Below are 17,589 nucleotides of genomic sequence, written 5' to 3'. Positions count from 1 at the left end.
GAGTAACAGCGTGACAAAGGATACGAATGAAAAAAACACGCAGTCTTCAAGCTTCCGCGATCAAATTTTACGAGATTTGGAAGAATTGAAGGTGAAACGTTTGGCGGAACAATCAGCGGATGTTCTTGTTGATAAGCGTAACGAAATTATCAACGAGCTTCAGCCTAGTCTTGCCGAAGAAAAAGCCCCCCATAGAGAGACTGAAATTGTAAAAGTAGAAGGTATTGCCTTCCCTGATTCATACTTGCCAGAAGAACAGCAAGAATCAGAAGTGATGACGGAAAGTATTGAAGAGTCAACATCAGAAACTTTGGCTACTCTAGAGACTTTTGTGATTGAAAAAGAAGTCATTTCAAGTCCGGTTCCTCAAGATACGGTGGAGCGGAACTTGGAAGAGCTACGAAACCTTGTAGCGGCTAATACTGTAGAATTTGATGAGGCTCCATCAAGCTCATTGGTTTCCGAACCAGTTGAGCCTGTCCTTTCAGAGAAGTCTTCTTTGGAAGATACATTTTTGGAATTTCCAACGGAAGATGTATCAGCTGTAACGGGTGATACAGAGGTTATCTCACTGGAAGAAACAATTGTTGCAACGAAGGCAGTAGCTCCAGTTGCAGCGACAGAAGAGCAGATGCAACCAACACAGTCTAGACGATCATCGTCGCACAGAGCAAACAAGCAACGTCGTAAAAAACAGGATAAAGCCGCTAAACGCATTGTCTCTGTTATCATGTCGATTATTGTAGTGGCGGTTCTAGTGACAGGTCTTACTGGCTATATGTGGGTAAAATCTAGTCTGGAACCAGTCAATACCAAAGCTACAGAAGCTATTCAGGTAGAGATTCCAGAAGGCTCTTCAACTTTAGAAATTGGTAAAATTTTAGTTGATAACAAGTTGATTAAGAATGCTACTATTTTTAATTACTACTCTAAAATTAAGAGCTATAATAATTTCCAAAGTGGTTTTTATAATTTAAAACAAAATATGTCTGTGGATGACATCGCCAAAGCACTTCAAGAAAGTGGCACTCCGACAGCTCAAAAAGAAGCCGCAGGTAAGATTTTGATTGTTGAAGGGTATACACTGACACAAATTGCTCAGGCTATTACAGATAATACCAAGACAGAAGATAAAAATGATAAAACACCATTTACCACAGAACAATTTATGGCTACTGTGACCAACCAAGATTTTATTAATCGAATGGTTGCTACTTATCCAAAATTGTTTGCCAGCTTACCAGCTGCTGATAGTGGAGTTATTTATCAGTTGGAAGGTTACCTCTTCCCAGCGGTTTATGAATACAGCGATGAAACAACTATCGAAGAGCTCGTTGAGCAAATGATTGCCGCGATGGATAATCGTTTACAACCATATTATGAAACGATTACTGCTAAGAATTTGACTGTAAATGAAGTTCTTACCTTGGCATCTTTGGTTGAAAAAGAAGGTTCTACTGATGAAGATCGTCGAAACATTGCAAGTGTCTTCTTTAACCGCTTGAATGCAGCAATGCCTCTACAATCCAATATTGCCATCTTGTATGCTCAGGGTAAACTTGGTCAAGAAACAACTCTAGCAGAAGATGCAGCGATTGATACATCAATTGAGTCACCATACAATATTTATTGGACACCAGGATTGATGCCTGGACCAGTGGATAGTCCAAGCCTTTCGGCTATCGAGGCAGTGATTAATGCCAACACGACAGACTATCTTTACTTTGTAGCAGATGTTACAACTGGAAATGTTTACTTTACAAATAATATTGATGAACATAACCAAAACGTTGCTAAGTATGTAAATGCACATCTTAATAATGAGTAAATTCTTACAACAAAATTATGTGGTTTTCCACATAATTTTGTTTTCATGAAAAATAAAAGAAAAGGAAAGACAAATGGCAGAAAAAACATATCCAATGACCTTGGAAGAAAAGGAAAAATTAGAAAAAGAACTAGAGGAACTAAAGCTAGTTCGTCGACCAGAAATTGTTGAACGTATTAAAATTGCTCGTTCTTACGGAGACCTTTCAGAAAACTCTGAGTACGAAGCAGCTAAAGATGAACAGGCTTTTGTTGAAGGTCAAATCTCAACAATCGAAACAAAAATTCGCTATGCTGAAATCGTAAACAGTGATGCAGTTGCTGCGGATGAAGTGGCAATTGGTAAGACTGTGACTGTTCAAGAAGTTGGTGAGACCGAGGAAGAAGTCTATCATATCGTTGGTGCTGCAGGTGCAGATGCCTTTGCAAACAAGATTTCAAATGAAAGCCCAATTGGCCATGCTTTGATTGGTAAAAAAACAGGAGATGTTGCAACGATTGAAACACCTGCTGGTAGCTATGATGTAAAAATCTTGAAGGTTGAAAAAACGAAATAAGGTGTGGAGAGAGTCGTAAGATTCTCTCTTTTTGTATAGTCGTTTAGTAGGCTCTTTGATTTCTTCGACGAGCACTGAGGCGAACTCTGTTCGTATCAGTCGTAGAGGTCATATTTGGAGTGTGAAACACGAATTGCTGAGATTGGCTTCGCAAATCTTATCTCCAACCTCCAACTATTTCCCAGATAGTTGGAGCAAGTAAACTAAACATACTATATAAGAAAACAACCATCTGAAACAGATGGTTGCGATTGTTTATCTAGAACGTTGTTTACCGGCGTTACGGTTTGATTTCTTAGACGTTTTTTCTTCGATGATAGCGGATGCTTTAGGAGTTACATCCTTGATAGTTGATTTATATGGTTTTGGAGGATTATTTTTAAATTCTTCTTCAACCTTAGCACGGATACGTGGTTTCAAGATGAAGTTTGTAAGAGCTTGTTGAACAAGACCGATAAATCCACCGACTACCCAGTAGAGGGTAACGCCAGCAGGTGAAGACCAAGAGAACATAACAATCATCAATGGGTTCATGATTGCCACAGCTCTCATTTGTTTCTTCTGTTCTTCGTCCATACCGACTTGCATCAGAAGTGATTGAGCGTAGTAGAGGATACCAGCAATAGCTGTTAGAATGAGACTTGCAGAACCGAGATCAATGCCAAGGAAGGTTGCTTCTGAGATTCCTTCCGTGTAACGAGCTGCATAGAAGAGTGCCGTAAAGAATGGCATTTGAATCAAGACAGGAAGGCAACCCATTCCACCAAATACGCTGACACCATATTGTTTTTGAGCAGCAAAGTATTCCTGTTGGGCAGCCAATTGCTCTTCTTGGGAACTTGCATTTTTCATGCGTTCTTGGATTGGACCTAAAATTGGTTTGAGGTAATTCATTTTCTCAGACTGATAGGTTGATTTCCAAGATTGGTAAATACCTAGTGGCATGATGAAGAGACGAACAATCAATGTCACGATAATGATAGCAACACCGAAACCGAGTCCTTGGTTTTCCGCGAAGAATTTAATCAGGTTTCCCATTGGTGCAACAAGGAAGTTGTAGACCCAACCTTCACCAGTAGGAACACCGTTCTTTGTCTGCACACATCCTGATAGAAATACTAGCGTAGACAGGGCTAGACCTGTTAATAAAATTCGTTTATTCTTTTTCAAAATGATACATTCCTTTTTTTACAAGATACATTCTATTTTACTTTTTTTGTTCAAAATATACAAGTTTTATCTATAAGCCACCTGAAAATCCTTATAGTCTTCGAAGTTGGCTAGGGTGACATCGAGATAGGTGACTTTGGCCATACGAGAAGGCCCTTTCCGAATTTCATGGATAAAATGGCTGAGCTTCTCAGCATTATCTGACTGAGCTAAAATGGTGACAGTTCCATCATCATTATTCCAAACTCTGCCGTAGATGTCGCCTATTTCCACAGCTAAAAATTGAACAGACCAACGAAAGCCGACTCCTTGCACACGACCAGATGCAATCATTTTTACCTTTCGCATAAGTTTCTCCTTTTGACAAGACATTTACTTTATTATATCATGGTTGGGTAAGACTGTTCAAAAATCAAGATAATTGATTTAGCCGTTGGAAAATTGAAATTGCTGAGCAGTAAAAGAAAAAGGGGCATTCATGGAGATCATTCGCTCAAAGGCCAATCATTTGGTCAAGCAGGTTAAGAAATTACAACAGAAAAAATACCGTACTTCTTCTTATTTGATTGAAGGTTGGCATTTGTTGGAGGAGGCTTTGGCAGCCAAAGTACCTATTGAACATATCTTGGTATCAGAAGAACATGTTCATCGGGTTGCTGGCTTATCCAATGTAACAGTTGTCAGTTCAGATATTATGCAGGATTTGGCAGACTCACGGACACCGCAAGGGGTAGTAGCTCAACTGTCCTTACCAAATCAGACCTTACCCGATGTCTTAACAGGAAAATTTTTGGTTCTGGAGGATGTGCAGGACCCTGGAAATGTTGGTACCATGATTCGTACAGCTGATGCAGCTGGTTTTGATGGAGTATTTCTATCGGATAAGTCGGCAGATATTTACAATATGAAAGTTCTGCGTTCCATGCAAGGGAGTCATTTCCACTTGCCAGTTTATCGGATGCCGATGACCGCTATTTTTTCTGCTTTAAAAAGCAATCAGATAGAAATCTTGGCAACAACCCTCTCTAGTCAGTCGGTTGACTATAAGGAAGTTACGCCAAATCCGAGTTTTGCCTTGGTTATGGGAAATGAAGGTCAAGGAATTTCAACTTTTGTAGCCGATGAGGCGGATCAACTTGTCCATATTACCATGCCAGGGCAGGCGGAAAGCCTCAATGTAGCCATTGCGGCGGGCATTCTATTGTTTAGCTTTATTTAAGTCAAGTGTACTATAGTGTGGTATAATATTCCAACGAGGTTAACGAATGGTTGCATATAAACAAGATAAAGAATACATGCATTACGTGGGGCACTTGATTGCCACACCCAAGGTGCAAAAATTGGGGAAAATCCCTCATCATTATTACTCCACGCGCTTGGAACATTCCATCAATGTCTCTTATACAAGCTATAAGATTGCGAAAAAATTTGGTTGGGATGCCAAGTCAACAGCTCGTGGTGGTCTATTGCATGATTTATTCTTCTATGATTGGAGAGATACCAAATTCAACAAGAGCCATGCTTGGGTTCATCCACGAATTGCTAAACGCAATGCTCAGAAACTCATTCAACTCAATAAACTAGAAGAAGACATCATTGTGAAGCATATGTTTGGTGCGACAATCGCTCCTCCTCGCTACAAGGAATCTTGGATTGTGACATGTGTGGATAAGTATTGGGCTGTGAGAGAGTGGAGTCTGCCCTTACAACACAAGTGGAAAAATCGTAAGGTCTTTCGGTTTCAATAAAATGATTTAAAGGAGAATAGTATGAATAACGATTCATTTATTATTAATCAGGTGGACAATACCGCCCTCAACCGTTTCTTCGGTAAAATTTATGGTGTGGTTGCCATGGGAATTGGTTTGTCAGCTCTAGTTTCTTTCTTGGCTGTGACCGTCTTTCAATCTTTATTGCTTAGTCTGCTGAGTGCAGGTTCCATCATCATGATGCTGATTATGATTGGTCAGATTGCCTTGGTTGTTTCTGCTTCAGCAATGGCAGCTAAAAATAGCCCAATGGCTCTACCAATGTTTCTTGCCTACTCAGTAACAAATGGGATTACCATCAGCATGATTTTGATGTTCTATACTAGCGAAACAGTTGTGCTCGCCTTTGTGTCAGCGGCTCTCATGTTTGCTATCATGGCTGTAATTGGGATGACAACGAAGAAGGATCTTTCTGGTATGGCTCAGGCATTGCGTGCAGCTCTATGGGGAATTATTATTGCAAGTGTTATTAATATCTTCCTTCGTAGCTCAGGTCTAAGCTTTATGATGTCTATCATTTCTGTTTTGGTATTCTCAGGTTTGATTGCTTATGACAACCAACGTATCCGCAATGTTTTCGAACAAACTGGTGGTAATGTTGGCCAAGGTTGGGTCGTATCCATGGCGCTTCAGCTCTATCTTGACTTCATCAACCTCTTCCTCAACTTACTCCGTATTTTTGGTGGTTTGAGTAGAGACTAATTATGACATATAAAAAAAAGAGGGGTGCCCTCTTTTTTTATATGTCGTTTGTTATGCTAGAGCTCCCATTGGATCCCATGGGGCAAGGACTTGTGGTTGAGCTTGATAAGCTGCTAGTTCTTCTGGTGTGAGGAATTCTTTTCGGACAACAATCTGGTAAGTGTACTCGTCCATCCAGCTATCTGATGCGACGAAGTATCCCTTGTCACCAACCTTGTCACCCCAAGAGTTTTCCACTTTCCATTTGAGAGGTTGCTCATTATCGTCTAAATCAACTCCAGTTAAGACCATAGCGTGGGTCATCAAACTTTCGGAGTAGTCTAATCTTCCAGCCTTGTCTTGATGGAAATGGATACCCAGACCTGAAGAGAAGTCGTAGGTGTTGGTTGCCATAATACCAGTTTGACGATTGCTACTTTGACCGACATCGGAACCAAACCAAACGGATTCGCCAGCTTTGAGTTGGGCAATAGCCAGTTCTTTAAACCGGTTCATTTCTACATTGAGGTAGCGGACAGCAGGGGCGCCAACGACGTTCCCCAACAATTCGACTGTATAAGATTTATTGTAGGGTTTGTCAGTTGTAGGAGCGTTGATAATGGAGACATAGTCAGATAGTTTCAAACCAACGTATTTCTCGTAGAATGCCTGAGGTGTCACATTTGTATCACGGTGATAGACATTGTCTTTATCTCTATATGCAAAATCAAAGCTGCGAGGAGGGAGTCCAAGGTTGACGGCTAGGAAGTTAAAGATTTCTTGAAGTAAGTTTTCTTTTTGTACTTGAACTTCTTCTGATGAAGCTCCTTTGGCAAGGAGGTCTCGCAAGATTTGTGCATCTTGACGGAGCAATTTGTTAAGGTACTGATTGAGCTCACGACTGGCACTGGATGAGATAGATTCTGGATAGACGGATTTCGGTACCACACCATATTTTTCAAATAGAGCAACAACCATATCCCATTGACCGCCATCTTGTTGCGGGGTATCCAATAAGAATTTTACCTTACGGCTACCAATTTCTTGGTCAGCTGTAGCAATGATTTGTTCGAGGAACCAGTTGGACTTTTCATATTTATCCCAAAAGAAGGTATGGGCCTGTGATAGCTCAAAATTTTCCAGTTTGAAGTCAGAGATGAGCTTGTGGCGGAAGGTATTCAATGCAGCAAACATCCAGCAACGTCCAGAAGCCTTTTGGTTTGAAACAGCGTCCTTGGTCAAATCGATTGAAAAGACATAGTCATTGTCGATGGCGCTTTGGCGTGTTTCTAAGGATTTCAAAAGTCCGTTGTGGCTTACGGCATTTTCGGTTGCCTGTAGGCTTGGGTTAGCTAGATAATTGGCATACAAGCGTTCTGTAAAATCAAAATCTAATGTTGACATATATTACTCCTTTTTTAATGATATTCACATTATAGCGCTCATAATTTATTTTGCAAGTATTTGGTGGAGTTGAAAGCTACAGTTCCTCACATATTTGTGATATAATAGGAAAAATATTTGATGAGGTAGCGACATGACCAAGACACCATTTGTTAGTAAAGAAATTTTGGATACCATTACGGAGCAATTTCCGACTCCTTTTCATTTGTATGATGAAAAAGGCATTCGTGAGAAGGCCCGTGCCCTCAATGCAGCTTTTTCATGGAATAAGGGCTTTAAGGAATATTTTGCGGTCAAGGCGACTCCGACACCCGCTATTTTGAAAATTCTTCAAGAAGAAGGCTGTGGAGTGGACTGTGCAACAGATGTAGAAGTGCTCATGAGTGAAAAATTGGGCTTTACAGACATCATGTTCACATCCAATGATACCCAAGCGCAAGAATTTGTCTATGCCAGAAAAGTTGGGGCGACCATTAACCTTGATGCCTATGAGCATATTGAGTTTTTGAAAAACGTTGCTGGTATCCCAGAAACGGTCTGCCTCCGTTATAATCCAGGTGGGGTCTTCTCGCTGGGAACGGACATTATGGACCATCCAGAAGAGTCTAAATTTGGGATGACCAAAGAACAGTTGATGAAAGGCTATAAGGAGCTAAAAGAACTGGGTGTAAAGCAGTTTGGGATCCATGCTTTTCTGGCTTCGAATACAGTAACAAATGACTACTATCCTGTCTTAGCTCGTCAACTCTTTGAATTGGCCTTGGAAATCCGTGAGGAAACAGGTGTGACCTTGGACTTCATCAACCTATCAGGTGGGATTGGGGTCAACTATCGTCCTGAGCAAGAACCAAACGACATTGCTGTCATTGGTGAGGGTGTCCGCAAGGTTTACGAGGAAATTCTCACGCCAGCTGGTATGGGACATGTTAAAATTTTTACAGAATTGGGTCGCTTTATGTTGGCGCCACACGGTCACTTGATTACAAAGGTGCTTCATCGTAAGGAAACCTATCGGACCTATATCGGTGTCGATGCATCAGCTGCCAACCTCATGCGTCCTGCTTTCTATGGTGCCTACCATCATATCACCAACATCACGCGCCCAGATGCCCCAATCGAAGTGGTGGATGTGGCAGGTTCCCTCTGTGAAAACAACGACAAGTTTGCAGTTAATCGTGAATTACCACGTGCAGAAGTAGGTGACACCTTGGTCATTCATGACAGTGGTGCCCACGGCTTCTCCATGGGCTACAACTACAACGGTCGTCTGCGTTCCTCTGAAATTCTTTTGCAGGAAGATGGCACAGCGCGTATGATTCGTCGTGCTGAAAGACCTGAGGATTATTTCGCGACCATTTACGGTTTTGAATTTGACAGGTAAGTCTTGGAAAAGCCTGCTGAATTTGGTATAATAGATTCATTAAGAGATTGTCGCAGGGCAATTCCGAATGAATTATTTTTAGAAGAGTCAGGAGATTGACAAATGAACTTAGGTTTAGCAATTTTACTTATTGTATTGGCATTTGCAGGTGGTGTAGCCTTAGGTATTTACTTGTCACGTAGACAGGTGGAAAACTATATTGCTGATAAACCAATTTTGGATGAAAATGCTTTGCGTTTGATGATGAGTCAAATGGGTCAAAAACCAAGCGAAGCAAAAGTACAACAAGTACTTCGCCAAATCAAGAGCCAACAAAAAGTGGCAAGCAAGAAAAAATAATCAAACTGGGACTGGGATATTCATTCCCAGATCCCATTTTTTGAGTAGAAAAGAAAGGCTAGTCAGATTTTCTGGCTATTCTCAGTATTATGGATAATCGACCAATAGGTTTTTTAGATTCAGGTGTGGGGGGATTAACGGTTGCGCGTGAGTTAATGCGCCAACTTCCCCATGAAGAAATCGTTTATATCGGGGACTCGGCACGGGCACCTTATGGCCCCCGTCCAGCAGAACAAATCAGAGAGTATACTTGGCAGTTGGTCAATTTCCTTGTGACAAAAAATGTAAAAATGATTGTTTTTGCCTGCAATACGGCAACAGCGGTAGCCTGGGAAGAAGTCAAGGAAAAGTTGGATATTCCTGTTTTGGGTGTTATCTTGCCTGGAGCATCGGCAGCTATTAAGGCAACGCAAACTGGTAAGGTTGGTGTCTTAGGAACGGCTATGACTATTCAATCCGATATCTATCGTGAAAAAATTCAGGCCCTTTCTCCGGAAACGCAGGTAGACAGTCTGGCCTGTCCCAAGTTTGCCCCTCTGGTTGAGTCCAATAGCCACCAATCCAGTCTTGCCAAAAAGGTTGTTTATGAGACACTTCGACCACTCGTTGGGAAAGTGGACACCTTGGTTTTGGGCTGCACCCATTATCCTCTGCTTCGCCCCATCATCCAGAATGCCATGGGCAAGGATGTCAAGTTGATTGACAGTGGTGCGGAGTGTGCGCGGGATATTTCTGTTTTGTTAAATTACTTTCAAATCAACCGCAGCCGAACCGAAAAGGATATTCAGCACAGATTTTACACAACAGCTAGTCCGGCAGCTTTTAAAGAAATAGCTGAAAGCTGGATGGGCATTGATATTCATGTGGAGCATGTAGAACTATGACAGACAAGATATACGAATACAGAGATGAGCACAATTGGTTTATCGGAAAGGCTAGTTTTGCCAACCTATTTGGTTCCTTTGGAGAAAATGGAAGAGAGCAGGAAATTTACCAGATTGGTCAGTTGTTTGACAAACTGATTGCTGGTAATTATGAAGATGACAACTTCAACCAGTGTGTTAACATTGAAGTGATCAAACTTCAGTCTGAATTTGCCCTCTTTCAATTTGCCTGTGATATTTTGAATGAGTTAAACAATCGCCAGTTCAAAGTTCTTCAACACCAAGGAGCTATTCTGGTAACAGAAGCTGACAAATTGCTCTTGGTTCATCTGCCCCAAGCAGGGGTTAGCACGGCAGATTTCTTCGGTCAAGACAAGGGATTGGCAAGCGTGGGAGATACCATCTTGATTGCTACAAAAAATGAAGGTAAGACTCAGGAATTCCGTAAGTTTTTTGAGCGCTTTGGTTACCAGGTCGAGAACCTCAACAACTATCCTGACCTGCCAGATGTAGCAGAGACAGGTATGACCTTTGAGGAAAATGCACGGCTCAAGGCTGAAACCATAGCAGAGCTGACAGGTAAGATGGTCTTGGCAGATGATTCGGGTTTGAAGGTTGATGCTTTAGGTGGTTTACCAGGAGTTTGGTCTGCACGTTTTTCAGGTCCAGATGCCACTGATGAGCTCAATAATGCCAAGCTCTTGCACGAGTTGGCCATGGTCTTCGATTTGAAAAATCGCTCTGCTCAATTCCATTGTACTCTGGTCATGGCTGCTCCAAATCGTGAGAGTTTGGTGGTCGAAGCGGACTGGGAAGGCTTTATCGGTATGGACCTTCGTGGGGAAAATGGCTTTGGATATGATCCACTTTTCCTCGTAGGCGAAACAGGTAAGACCTCGGCAGAATTGACCTTAGAAGAAAAAAATAAGATTTCCCACCGTGCACAAGCACTAGAAAAATTAGTGGAGGCATTTCCAGTATGGCAGGAGCAAGCAAAACAATCCTAGTCATGAGCGACTCTCATGGGGATAGACAGATTGTAGAGGATATTAAACATCATTATCTTAGGGAGGTCGATGCCATCTTTCACAATGGTGATTCGGAGCTGGATAGTCAAGATAGTCTCTGGGAGGGAATATATGTTGTCAATGGTAACTGCGACTACTTTGGTGGTTACCCTGACCAGCTCATTACTCAATTGGATGGTGTGACTATCGCTCAGACTCATGGTCATCTTTATGGCATTAATTACGGCTGGCAACGGTTGGATTATTGGGCCCAGGAAGTGGATGCGGACATTTGTTTATATGGGCATTTACATGTGCCAGATGCCGAAGTGCGTGGCAAGACCCTCTTCCTCAATCCTGGCTCCGTTAGTCAACCTCGTGGTTTGGTCAGAGAATGTCTCTATGCTCTTGTGACCATCTATGACGATCACTTCCATGTGGATTACTACAATCGACAGCACCAACTTTACCCAGCATTGACAAAGGATATTTCAAGATGATTGCAAGAGAATTTGAAGCCTTTTTATTGGACCAGGAAGAAACTTTCTTGACACCAGCGGATAAATTGGCAGTAATTATTGATACGCATAATATTGACCATGCAAAACTGTTACTCAGTCACATGACCTATTCACGCGTACCTGTGGTAACAGAAGACGGTCGTTTCTTCGGAACCATCGGCTTGACGGAAATCATTAAATATCAAGCTGAAAATGAACTATCGGATGACGAGTTAAACAGAGATATTTCTGTGATTGTAAAGACAGATGAAGAGACTGTTGGTCTGGATTATGATTTGACAGAAGTGATGCGCAAGTTAGTAGATCAATCTTTCTTACCCGTTCTTGGGGAAAATAGAGAATTTATAGGAATCATTACACGAAAATCTATCTTAAAGGCAATCAATGCTCTCTTGCATAATTTCCCCCTAGCATCAAAAGAAGGCAAGAAATGAAGCAGGCTATTGAATCTTTTATCCAGAGCAAAAAGGTCAGTGTCAACAGCCAAAAGTCCTATACCTATGACCTGCAGCAATTTGTGACAGTAACAAAGGGGGAGATTAGCCAACAGTCTCTTTTGGTCTATCAGCAGTCTCTTCTAGACTTGAAACCTGCTGCTCAGAAAAGAAAAATGTCAGCGGTCAATCAATTTCTCTACTTTCTTTATGAAAATAATCTCCTGGATCGTTTTTATAAATTGCAAACGATGTCAGGTCCAGCCAGCGTCAAAAAGAAGCTGGAGCGTGAGGATTTAACTCTCCTCTTTCAAGAAAGTCCTTGGCTTGATGGGCAACTGATTGCTCTTTTGATTGCCTTACTGGGGCTGACTCCTAGTGAAATAGCAGAGCTGACTAGTCAGCAGGTCAATCTGGATTTTCAAGTCCTGACAGTTGAGAAAGGGGCGACTAAGCGTGTGCTCACTCTGCCCAAGGAATTGATCACCTATATGGAGCCTCATCTGTCTGGATGTTATGTCTTCGATAAGAAGGGACAGACCTATTCTCGTCAATGGTTTTTTAATCGTCTGACAGAATTTGTCCAGTCCATTGGCAAGCCTGATTGGACAGCCCAAAAATTACGAGAACAGTATATTCTAAAACAGATAGACGAAGGAAAATCCTTGGACCAAATCGCCAAGCAGTTGGGACTGAAAACAAGCATGAGTTTGGAAAAATTTAGATAATGGATATAAAATTAAAAGATTTTGAAGGGCCACTTGATCTCCTGCTACACCTGGTGTCCAAGTATCAAGTAGATATTTACGAGGTTCCGATTACAGAGGTTATCGAGCAATATTTAGCCTACATTGCTACCTTGCAAGCCATGCGTTTAGAGGTAGCGGGAGAATATATGCTCATGGCTAGTCAATTGATGGTCATCAAAAGTCGTCGGTTATTACCGAAGGTTGTTGAGCAAATTGATCCTGAAGATGATCCTGAGATGGACCTCTTGGACCAGTTGGAAGAATACCGCAAGTTCAAGCTTCTCAGTGAGAAATTAGGGGAGCAACATGATGAACGGGCGAACTATTTTTCAAAACCTAAATTAGATTTGATTTATGATGATGTACAATTAGCCAAGGATAAGACAGTCATTGACATTTTCCTAGCTTTTTCTAAAGTAATGGCTGAAAAGCAGACAAGCCTCCGTCAGTCTCATGCGACCATTGCCCGTGATGAATATAAAATCGAAGATATGATGGACTTTGTTCGCAGTCGTTTCGAGACTGGTCCACGCCTTGAACTCCGTCAGCTTTTTCAAGAAAGTCAAGATGTCAATGAAATGATTACGATCTTCCTTGCGACTTTGGAATTGGTCAAGGTTCATGAAATCGTCTTGGAACAGACAGAGACTTTTGGAGATATTTATCTAGTAAGGAGTGAAGATGAATCGCTTAGCTGAAATCGAAGTCCTGCTCTTTGTGGCAGGTGAGGATGGCTTGACGTTACGAAATTTGGCAGAGATGTTGGAAATGCAGCCGACAGCTGTCAGCCAGCAGTTAGAGAAACTTAGTGAGAAATATATGGCAGACAAAGCTTCAGGCTTAGCCATCTTAGAATCCTCCAACCGCTACAAGTTGGTTACTAAAAAAGAATATGCAAATCTTTTGCGAATCTATGCCAAAACACCAATCAATCAGACTATGTCACGGGCTCTTTTGGAAACCTTATCAATCGTAGCCTATAAGCAACCCATTACTCGGATTGAAGTTGATGATATTCGCGGAGTCAATTCCAGCGGTGCCATCAGTAAGTTGCAGGTCTTTGACCTCATTCGTGAGAACGGTAAGAAAGAGGTTCTTGGTAGACCAAATCTCTATGTGACAACGGATTATTTCCTGGATTACATGGGAATTAATAGTCTAGAAGAATTGCCTGATGTGTCTGAAATAGATTTGATTCAAGAAGAAACAGAGCTATTCGTAGAAAGAAATGAGTTAGAAAATGAGAATTAATAAATACATTGCCCATGCTGGAGTTGCCAGTCGTCGTAAGGCAGAAGAACTAATCAAACAAGGACTAGTTACTGTAAATGGTCAGGTTGTTCGTGAGCTAGGGACAGTTATCAAATCGGGTGATAAGGTAGAGGTTGAGGGACAACCAATTTATAACGAAGAGAAGGTCTACTATCTCCTCAATAAACCACGAGGTGTTATTTCTAGTGTGTCAGACGACAAGGGAAGAAAGACGGTTGTGGACTTGTTGCCAACAGTTAAGGAGCGGATTTATCCTGTTGGTCGTTTGGACTGGGATACATCTGGGGTCTTGATTTTGACCAATGACGGTGATTTTACAGATGAGATGATTCACCCACGTAATGAGATTGATAAGGTTTACTTGGCGCGTGTCAAAGGGGTTGCCAACAAGGAAGTCTTGCGTCCCTTGACCCGTGGTGTTGTCATTGATGGTAAGAAAACCAAGCCAGCGGTGTATGAGATTATCAAGGTGGACCCTGTTAAGAACCGCTCAGTTGTAGAATTAACAATCCATGAAGGTCGAAACCACCAGGTTAAGAAGATGTTTGAGGCTGTCGGTTTGCAGGTAGATAAGCTGTCTCGTACTCGCTTTGGTAATCTTGACTTGACCGGCCTACGTCCAGGAGAATACCGCAAGCTCAACAAGAAAGACATCAGTAAGTTACATACCCTGGCTGTTACTAAGCCAGTTAAAAAATAATGACTAGACTCTTGATCGGCTTGGTCCGATTCTATCAGAAATTTATTTCTCCCCTTTTTCCCCCCTCTTGTCGCTACCGTCCGACTTGTTCGGCTTATATGATTGAGGCCTTACAAAAACATGGACTCAAGGGCTTTTTGATGGGGTTGGCTCGAATTGGTCGCTGTCATCCCTTTGTGGAAGGTGGGGAAGATCCTGTGCCGGACAGGTTTAGTCTGAAAAGAAATAGGCAGAAGTAGGGCAACCTACTTTTTGTTATTTACAGTTGTTTATACTCTTCGAAAATCAAAATTATCCGTTGTCAAGAGCCTTGATGAGTGAAAAGCTCCGGTGGAAGTTTTCAGCCTGTTACCTTGAAATAAGAAAGTAACAGAGTTCTATCTTCGACTTCGTTTTCTAGGCTACTTTTGATTTTCATTGAGTATTAGTTTGTTTTTAGTACTCGCTTCAAAGGTTCGGGAACCTTTGAAGGCTGGAGATAGGCCGAAACAAGTTCACCTCAATATTAACAGTCCACTGGACTGTTAAAGCCAATCAACCACTGCGCTCAGATGTTGACACGCACTCTGAGAAGCAAGGTTGGTCTTTTTGCCCCAGCCTCCGCTCTTCGAAGGAATCAAAGATAAACCAAATGACTCTCCTTTTTGTTACAGACAAGACTATACTATACTTATCCGAGTTCATTGAGTCTTGGGCTTAGTGGATTATCATTAAAAACTAAGAAGCAGTAGGGCTGGAGGGAGTTCGCCTTGACCTTCATACCTTATCATTTTTAGTTAGAATGGAAGAAAGTGAGAGTACTCAAAGGCGAATATTCTTGGTAAGATAGTTGCATATTTATGCTAAATAGTGCTATACTATTCAAAATAAATAAATGGGGTAGAGATATGAAAAGAATGAAAAACATCGCTTTAACTGGTATCGGTCTGCTTTCTATTGCAGCGTTAACAGCTTGTCAAACTAAAGAAAAGACGAGCGATGTTGCTCTGACATTTAACTCAGAAGTGACAAACGAAGGACAAACTATCGAAGGCGGGAGTCTCAAATATGCCTTGGTAGCTTCGGCGCCTTCGACCGGTATCTTAATTGATGAGTTATCGCAAACGGCGGTAGACTCAACCTTTGCAGACATGGTTGATATTTCTATGTTTGGATATGATTCAGCTCGTAAGTTAGACGATTCAGGTCTTGCTAAGGCAGAGTTTGATGTAGACGCAAAGACAGTTACCGTTAGTTTGACAGGCAAGGACTATAAGTGGTCCGATGGGCAAGCCTTCACCATCGATGATTATATTTTCACAATCGAACAACTAGCTAGTCCAGACTATACAGGGGTTCGTGCAGACACTACCTATACAAATATCGTTGGCTTTGAAGAATTTCAGGCTGGAACAGCAAGTGAAATTTCAGGCGTTAAGAAGGTTGATGACTATACGGTAGTTCTCTCAGTGAAAGACATGTCTCCATCCATGATGTATGCTGGTGGGGGAGTACCTTATTTAGTCATGCCGAAACACATTTTTAAAGACATTGCAGTCAAAGATTGGGAATCAAGTGAGTATTCTCGTACGGCAAAAGTTGTCGGTATGGGCCCTTATAAGGTCAAGGAAATTGTCAATGGCGAGTCGGTGACCTATGTACCAAATGAGTACTACTTTAAAGGGAAAGTTAAGCTAGACAGTTACAGGATTGATATTGTTTCACCAGATACGATTGTTGCAGAAATGAGAGCAGGCAATTATGATATTGCTGATATGCCAACAGACCAGTACGAATCTTACAAGGACTTATCAAATATTACTTTGCTAGGTAGTCTGGATGGTATTTACAATTATATTGGCTTCAATCTTGGTAAGTACGATGAGACCAGCGGTAAAAATGTGACCAATCCTAATGCTAAGATGAATAATATTAAATTGCGTCAAGCAATGGGATATGCGTTGGACAATGCGGTGATTGGAGAGAAATTATATAACGGCTTGTATCACCCGACAAACTCACTAATTATCTCTTTCTTTGGAGATGTTCACGATTCAGAACTAGCTGGCTATAGTTATGATCCTGAAAAGGCTAAGAAACTTCTCGATGAGGCAGGATATAAAGACGTTGATGGAGACGGTATGCGTGAAGATGCTGATGGAAAACCACTTACCATCAGTGTTGCAGCACAGAAATCAACCGAAACGCAAGAAACCATGGTACAACAATACCTTACATGGTGGAAAGAAATTGGTTTGAATGTGAAACTCTATACAGGAAGAACCATTGAGTACAATACTTTCTATGAATCAATTGCTGCCAATGATGAGGGGATTGATGTCTATCTTGCTGCTTGGATTGCCGGCCTAGATCCAGACCCAACATCATTGTGGGGACCTGAAGCGATGTACAACTATACTCGCTTCGTTTCAGATGAAAACACAGCACTTTTAAATAAAATTACCTCTGCTGAGTCATTTGACGAACAGAAAAATATTGAAAATTACAAAGTTTGGCAAGAATATGCATTCGAACAAGCCTTTGCAATTCCAACCTTTGAACGTGAAAGTATTACTGCCGTTAACAAACGCGTTAAATATTACGACGTTTATATCGGTTCGGACAGCAAATCAGGTCATGAAAATCTTGAGTTGACTGCGGAAAAAGGGATTGCAGCAGAATAAATGTAAGAAAGGGGGGGTATTTGCTTTCCTTTTTCATTTTCCCCAAATTTCAAGTTGAAGTTAGCCACCCAAAAGAAATTCACTTGGCGACTTGTAGTCCAAGCATTTTTTAGGGTAGTTGTTAATCCAATTTTCGATAAAAGCGACTTCTTTCGGAGTCGTTTTCTTGGTTCCTTTAGGTAACCATCTCCGAATTAATCGATTATGATTTTCATTTGAACCTCTCTCCCA

Annotated in this window: 21 protein-coding genes; 17 read left to right on the top strand and 4 right to left on the bottom strand. The window is 41.5% G+C overall.

All coding sequences use genetic code 11. The annotated features are described in order from the left end of the window. Window positions 1-10: 10 nt before the first annotated feature. Together mltG and greA are read left to right on the top strand one after the other, a co-directional pair. Window positions 11-1,828 carry an endolytic transglycosylase MltG gene (gene mltG / locus K5Q34_RS06735; RefSeq protein ID WP_221864743.1) on the top strand — a complete coding sequence of 606 codons (1,818 nt, stop codon included), beginning with the start codon at window positions 11-13 and terminating at the stop codon, window positions 1,826-1,828. 73 nt (window positions 1,829-1,901) lie between these two features. Continuing rightward, complete coding sequence (gene greA, locus K5Q34_RS06730) at window positions 1,902-2,384, top strand: transcription elongation factor GreA (RefSeq protein ID WP_002938298.1); 483 nt, start codon at window positions 1,902-1,904, stop codon at window positions 2,382-2,384. Window positions 2,385-2,639: 255 nt separating this feature from the next. Here the strand turns inward: greA and yidC are convergent, their stop codons facing one another. Then, on the bottom strand, window positions 2,640-3,554 hold the full coding sequence (yidC, locus tag K5Q34_RS06725; RefSeq protein ID WP_024406645.1) for a membrane protein insertase YidC: 915 nt from the start codon (window positions 3,552-3,554) through the stop codon (window positions 2,640-2,642). Between the two features lie 66 nt (window positions 3,555-3,620). Beyond that, a complete protein-coding gene (locus K5Q34_RS06720) occupies window positions 3,621-3,902 on the bottom strand; it encodes an acylphosphatase (protein ID WP_002942735.1) in 282 nt (93 codons plus the stop codon). A gap of 130 nt (window positions 3,903-4,032) precedes the next feature. On the opposite strand from K5Q34_RS06720, the gene K5Q34_RS06715 reads away from it, so the two are divergent. The 3 genes from K5Q34_RS06715 to K5Q34_RS06705 are packed head-to-tail and all read left to right on the top strand — an operon-like array spanning window position 4,033 to window position 6,025. Beyond that, window positions 4,033-4,773: an RNA methyltransferase gene (locus tag K5Q34_RS06715; RefSeq protein ID WP_074391730.1), complete on the top strand. Its 741-nt coding sequence runs from the start codon at window positions 4,033-4,035 to the stop codon at window positions 4,771-4,773. Window positions 4,774-4,819: 46 nt separating this feature from the next. Then, window positions 4,820-5,302, top strand: a complete 483-nt coding sequence (locus K5Q34_RS06710; protein ID WP_002942738.1) for an HD domain-containing protein — start codon at window positions 4,820-4,822, stop codon at window positions 5,300-5,302. Between the two features lie 21 nt (window positions 5,303-5,323). Then, the gene (locus K5Q34_RS06705) at window positions 5,324-6,025 is read left to right on the top strand and encodes a Bax inhibitor-1/YccA family protein (RefSeq protein WP_009910586.1); all 702 of its coding nucleotides are present in this window, start codon (window positions 5,324-5,326) and stop codon (window positions 6,023-6,025) included. Between the two features lie 51 nt (window positions 6,026-6,076). Here K5Q34_RS06705 and pepC read toward each other — a convergent pair whose 3' ends face one another. Further along, the gene (gene pepC / locus K5Q34_RS06700) at window positions 6,077-7,408 is read right to left on the bottom strand and encodes an aminopeptidase C (protein ID WP_024391151.1); all 1,332 of its coding nucleotides are present in this window, start codon (window positions 7,406-7,408) and stop codon (window positions 6,077-6,079) included. 133 nt (window positions 7,409-7,541) lie between these two features. Here pepC and K5Q34_RS06695 point away from each other — a divergent pair, with 133 nt between their 5' ends. From K5Q34_RS06695 to K5Q34_RS06640, 12 genes are all read left to right on the top strand, one after another. Then, entirely contained in the window at window positions 7,542-8,789 is a 1,248-nt protein-coding gene (locus K5Q34_RS06695) for a diaminopimelate decarboxylase (RefSeq protein ID WP_221864742.1), read from the top strand. 102 nt (window positions 8,790-8,891) lie between these two features. Then, window positions 8,892-9,128: a YneF family protein gene (locus K5Q34_RS06690; RefSeq protein WP_012027622.1), complete on the top strand. Its 237-nt coding sequence runs from the start codon at window positions 8,892-8,894 to the stop codon at window positions 9,126-9,128. Between the two features lie 89 nt (window positions 9,129-9,217). Next, the gene (gene racE / locus K5Q34_RS06685) at window positions 9,218-10,012 is read left to right on the top strand and encodes a glutamate racemase (protein WP_024384572.1); all 795 of its coding nucleotides are present in this window, start codon (window positions 9,218-9,220) and stop codon (window positions 10,010-10,012) included. Continuing rightward, window positions 10,009-11,019, top strand: coding sequence for a nucleoside-triphosphate diphosphatase (locus K5Q34_RS06680; RefSeq protein ID WP_024406650.1), 1,011 nt, complete (start codon window positions 10,009-10,011; stop codon window positions 11,017-11,019). Before racE ends, K5Q34_RS06680 begins: the two co-directional genes overlap by 4 nt. Continuing rightward, complete coding sequence (locus K5Q34_RS06675; RefSeq protein WP_221864741.1) at window positions 10,992-11,519, top strand: metallophosphoesterase; 528 nt, start codon at window positions 10,992-10,994, stop codon at window positions 11,517-11,519. Before K5Q34_RS06680 ends, K5Q34_RS06675 begins: the two co-directional genes overlap by 28 nt. After that, window positions 11,516-11,974: a cyclic-di-AMP-binding protein CbpB gene (gene cbpB, locus K5Q34_RS06670; protein WP_024380305.1), complete on the top strand. Its 459-nt coding sequence runs from the start codon at window positions 11,516-11,518 to the stop codon at window positions 11,972-11,974. Before K5Q34_RS06675 ends, cbpB begins: the two co-directional genes overlap by 4 nt. After that, the gene (gene xerD / locus K5Q34_RS06665) at window positions 11,971-12,702 is read left to right on the top strand and encodes a site-specific tyrosine recombinase XerD (protein ID WP_221864740.1); all 732 of its coding nucleotides are present in this window, start codon (window positions 11,971-11,973) and stop codon (window positions 12,700-12,702) included. The genes cbpB and xerD overlap by 4 nt, the downstream gene beginning before the upstream one ends. Beyond that, complete coding sequence (locus K5Q34_RS06660) at window positions 12,702-13,421, top strand: segregation/condensation protein A (RefSeq protein WP_208498103.1); 720 nt, start codon at window positions 12,702-12,704, stop codon at window positions 13,419-13,421. The genes xerD and K5Q34_RS06660 overlap by 1 nt, the downstream gene beginning before the upstream one ends. Then, window positions 13,405-13,974: an SMC-Scp complex subunit ScpB gene (scpB, locus tag K5Q34_RS06655; protein WP_208498102.1), complete on the top strand. Its 570-nt coding sequence runs from the start codon at window positions 13,405-13,407 to the stop codon at window positions 13,972-13,974. Before K5Q34_RS06660 ends, scpB begins: the two co-directional genes overlap by 17 nt. Beyond that, window positions 13,964-14,695 carry a pseudouridine synthase gene (locus K5Q34_RS06650; protein WP_012027615.1) on the top strand — a complete coding sequence of 244 codons (732 nt, stop codon included), beginning with the start codon at window positions 13,964-13,966 and terminating at the stop codon, window positions 14,693-14,695. The genes scpB and K5Q34_RS06650 overlap by 11 nt, the downstream gene beginning before the upstream one ends. Then, window positions 14,695-14,934, top strand: a complete 240-nt coding sequence (gene yidD / locus K5Q34_RS06645; RefSeq protein WP_024406654.1) for a membrane protein insertion efficiency factor YidD — start codon at window positions 14,695-14,697, stop codon at window positions 14,932-14,934. The genes K5Q34_RS06650 and yidD overlap by 1 nt, the downstream gene beginning before the upstream one ends. Window positions 14,935-15,582: 648 nt before the next feature. Next, a complete protein-coding gene (locus K5Q34_RS06640) occupies window positions 15,583-17,358 on the top strand; it encodes an oligopeptide ABC transporter substrate-binding protein (protein WP_221864739.1) in 1,776 nt (591 codons plus the stop codon). A 60-nt stretch (window positions 17,359-17,418) separates the two neighbouring features. Here the strand turns inward: K5Q34_RS06640 and K5Q34_RS06635 are convergent. Continuing rightward, window positions 17,419-17,589, bottom strand: a 171-nt coding sequence (locus tag K5Q34_RS06635) for a transposase (protein WP_367303171.1), incomplete at its 5' end; no start/stop codon positions are given.

The sequence above is a fragment of the Streptococcus sp. 2018110 genome (genome assembly GCF_019754115.1).
In the GTDB taxonomy this organism is placed as follows: domain Bacteria; phylum Bacillota; class Bacilli; order Lactobacillales; family Streptococcaceae; genus Streptococcus; species Streptococcus hashimotonensis.
The sequence above is the reverse complement of the archived record's forward strand: the minus strand, read 5'-3'. Positions and strand labels throughout refer to the sequence as shown.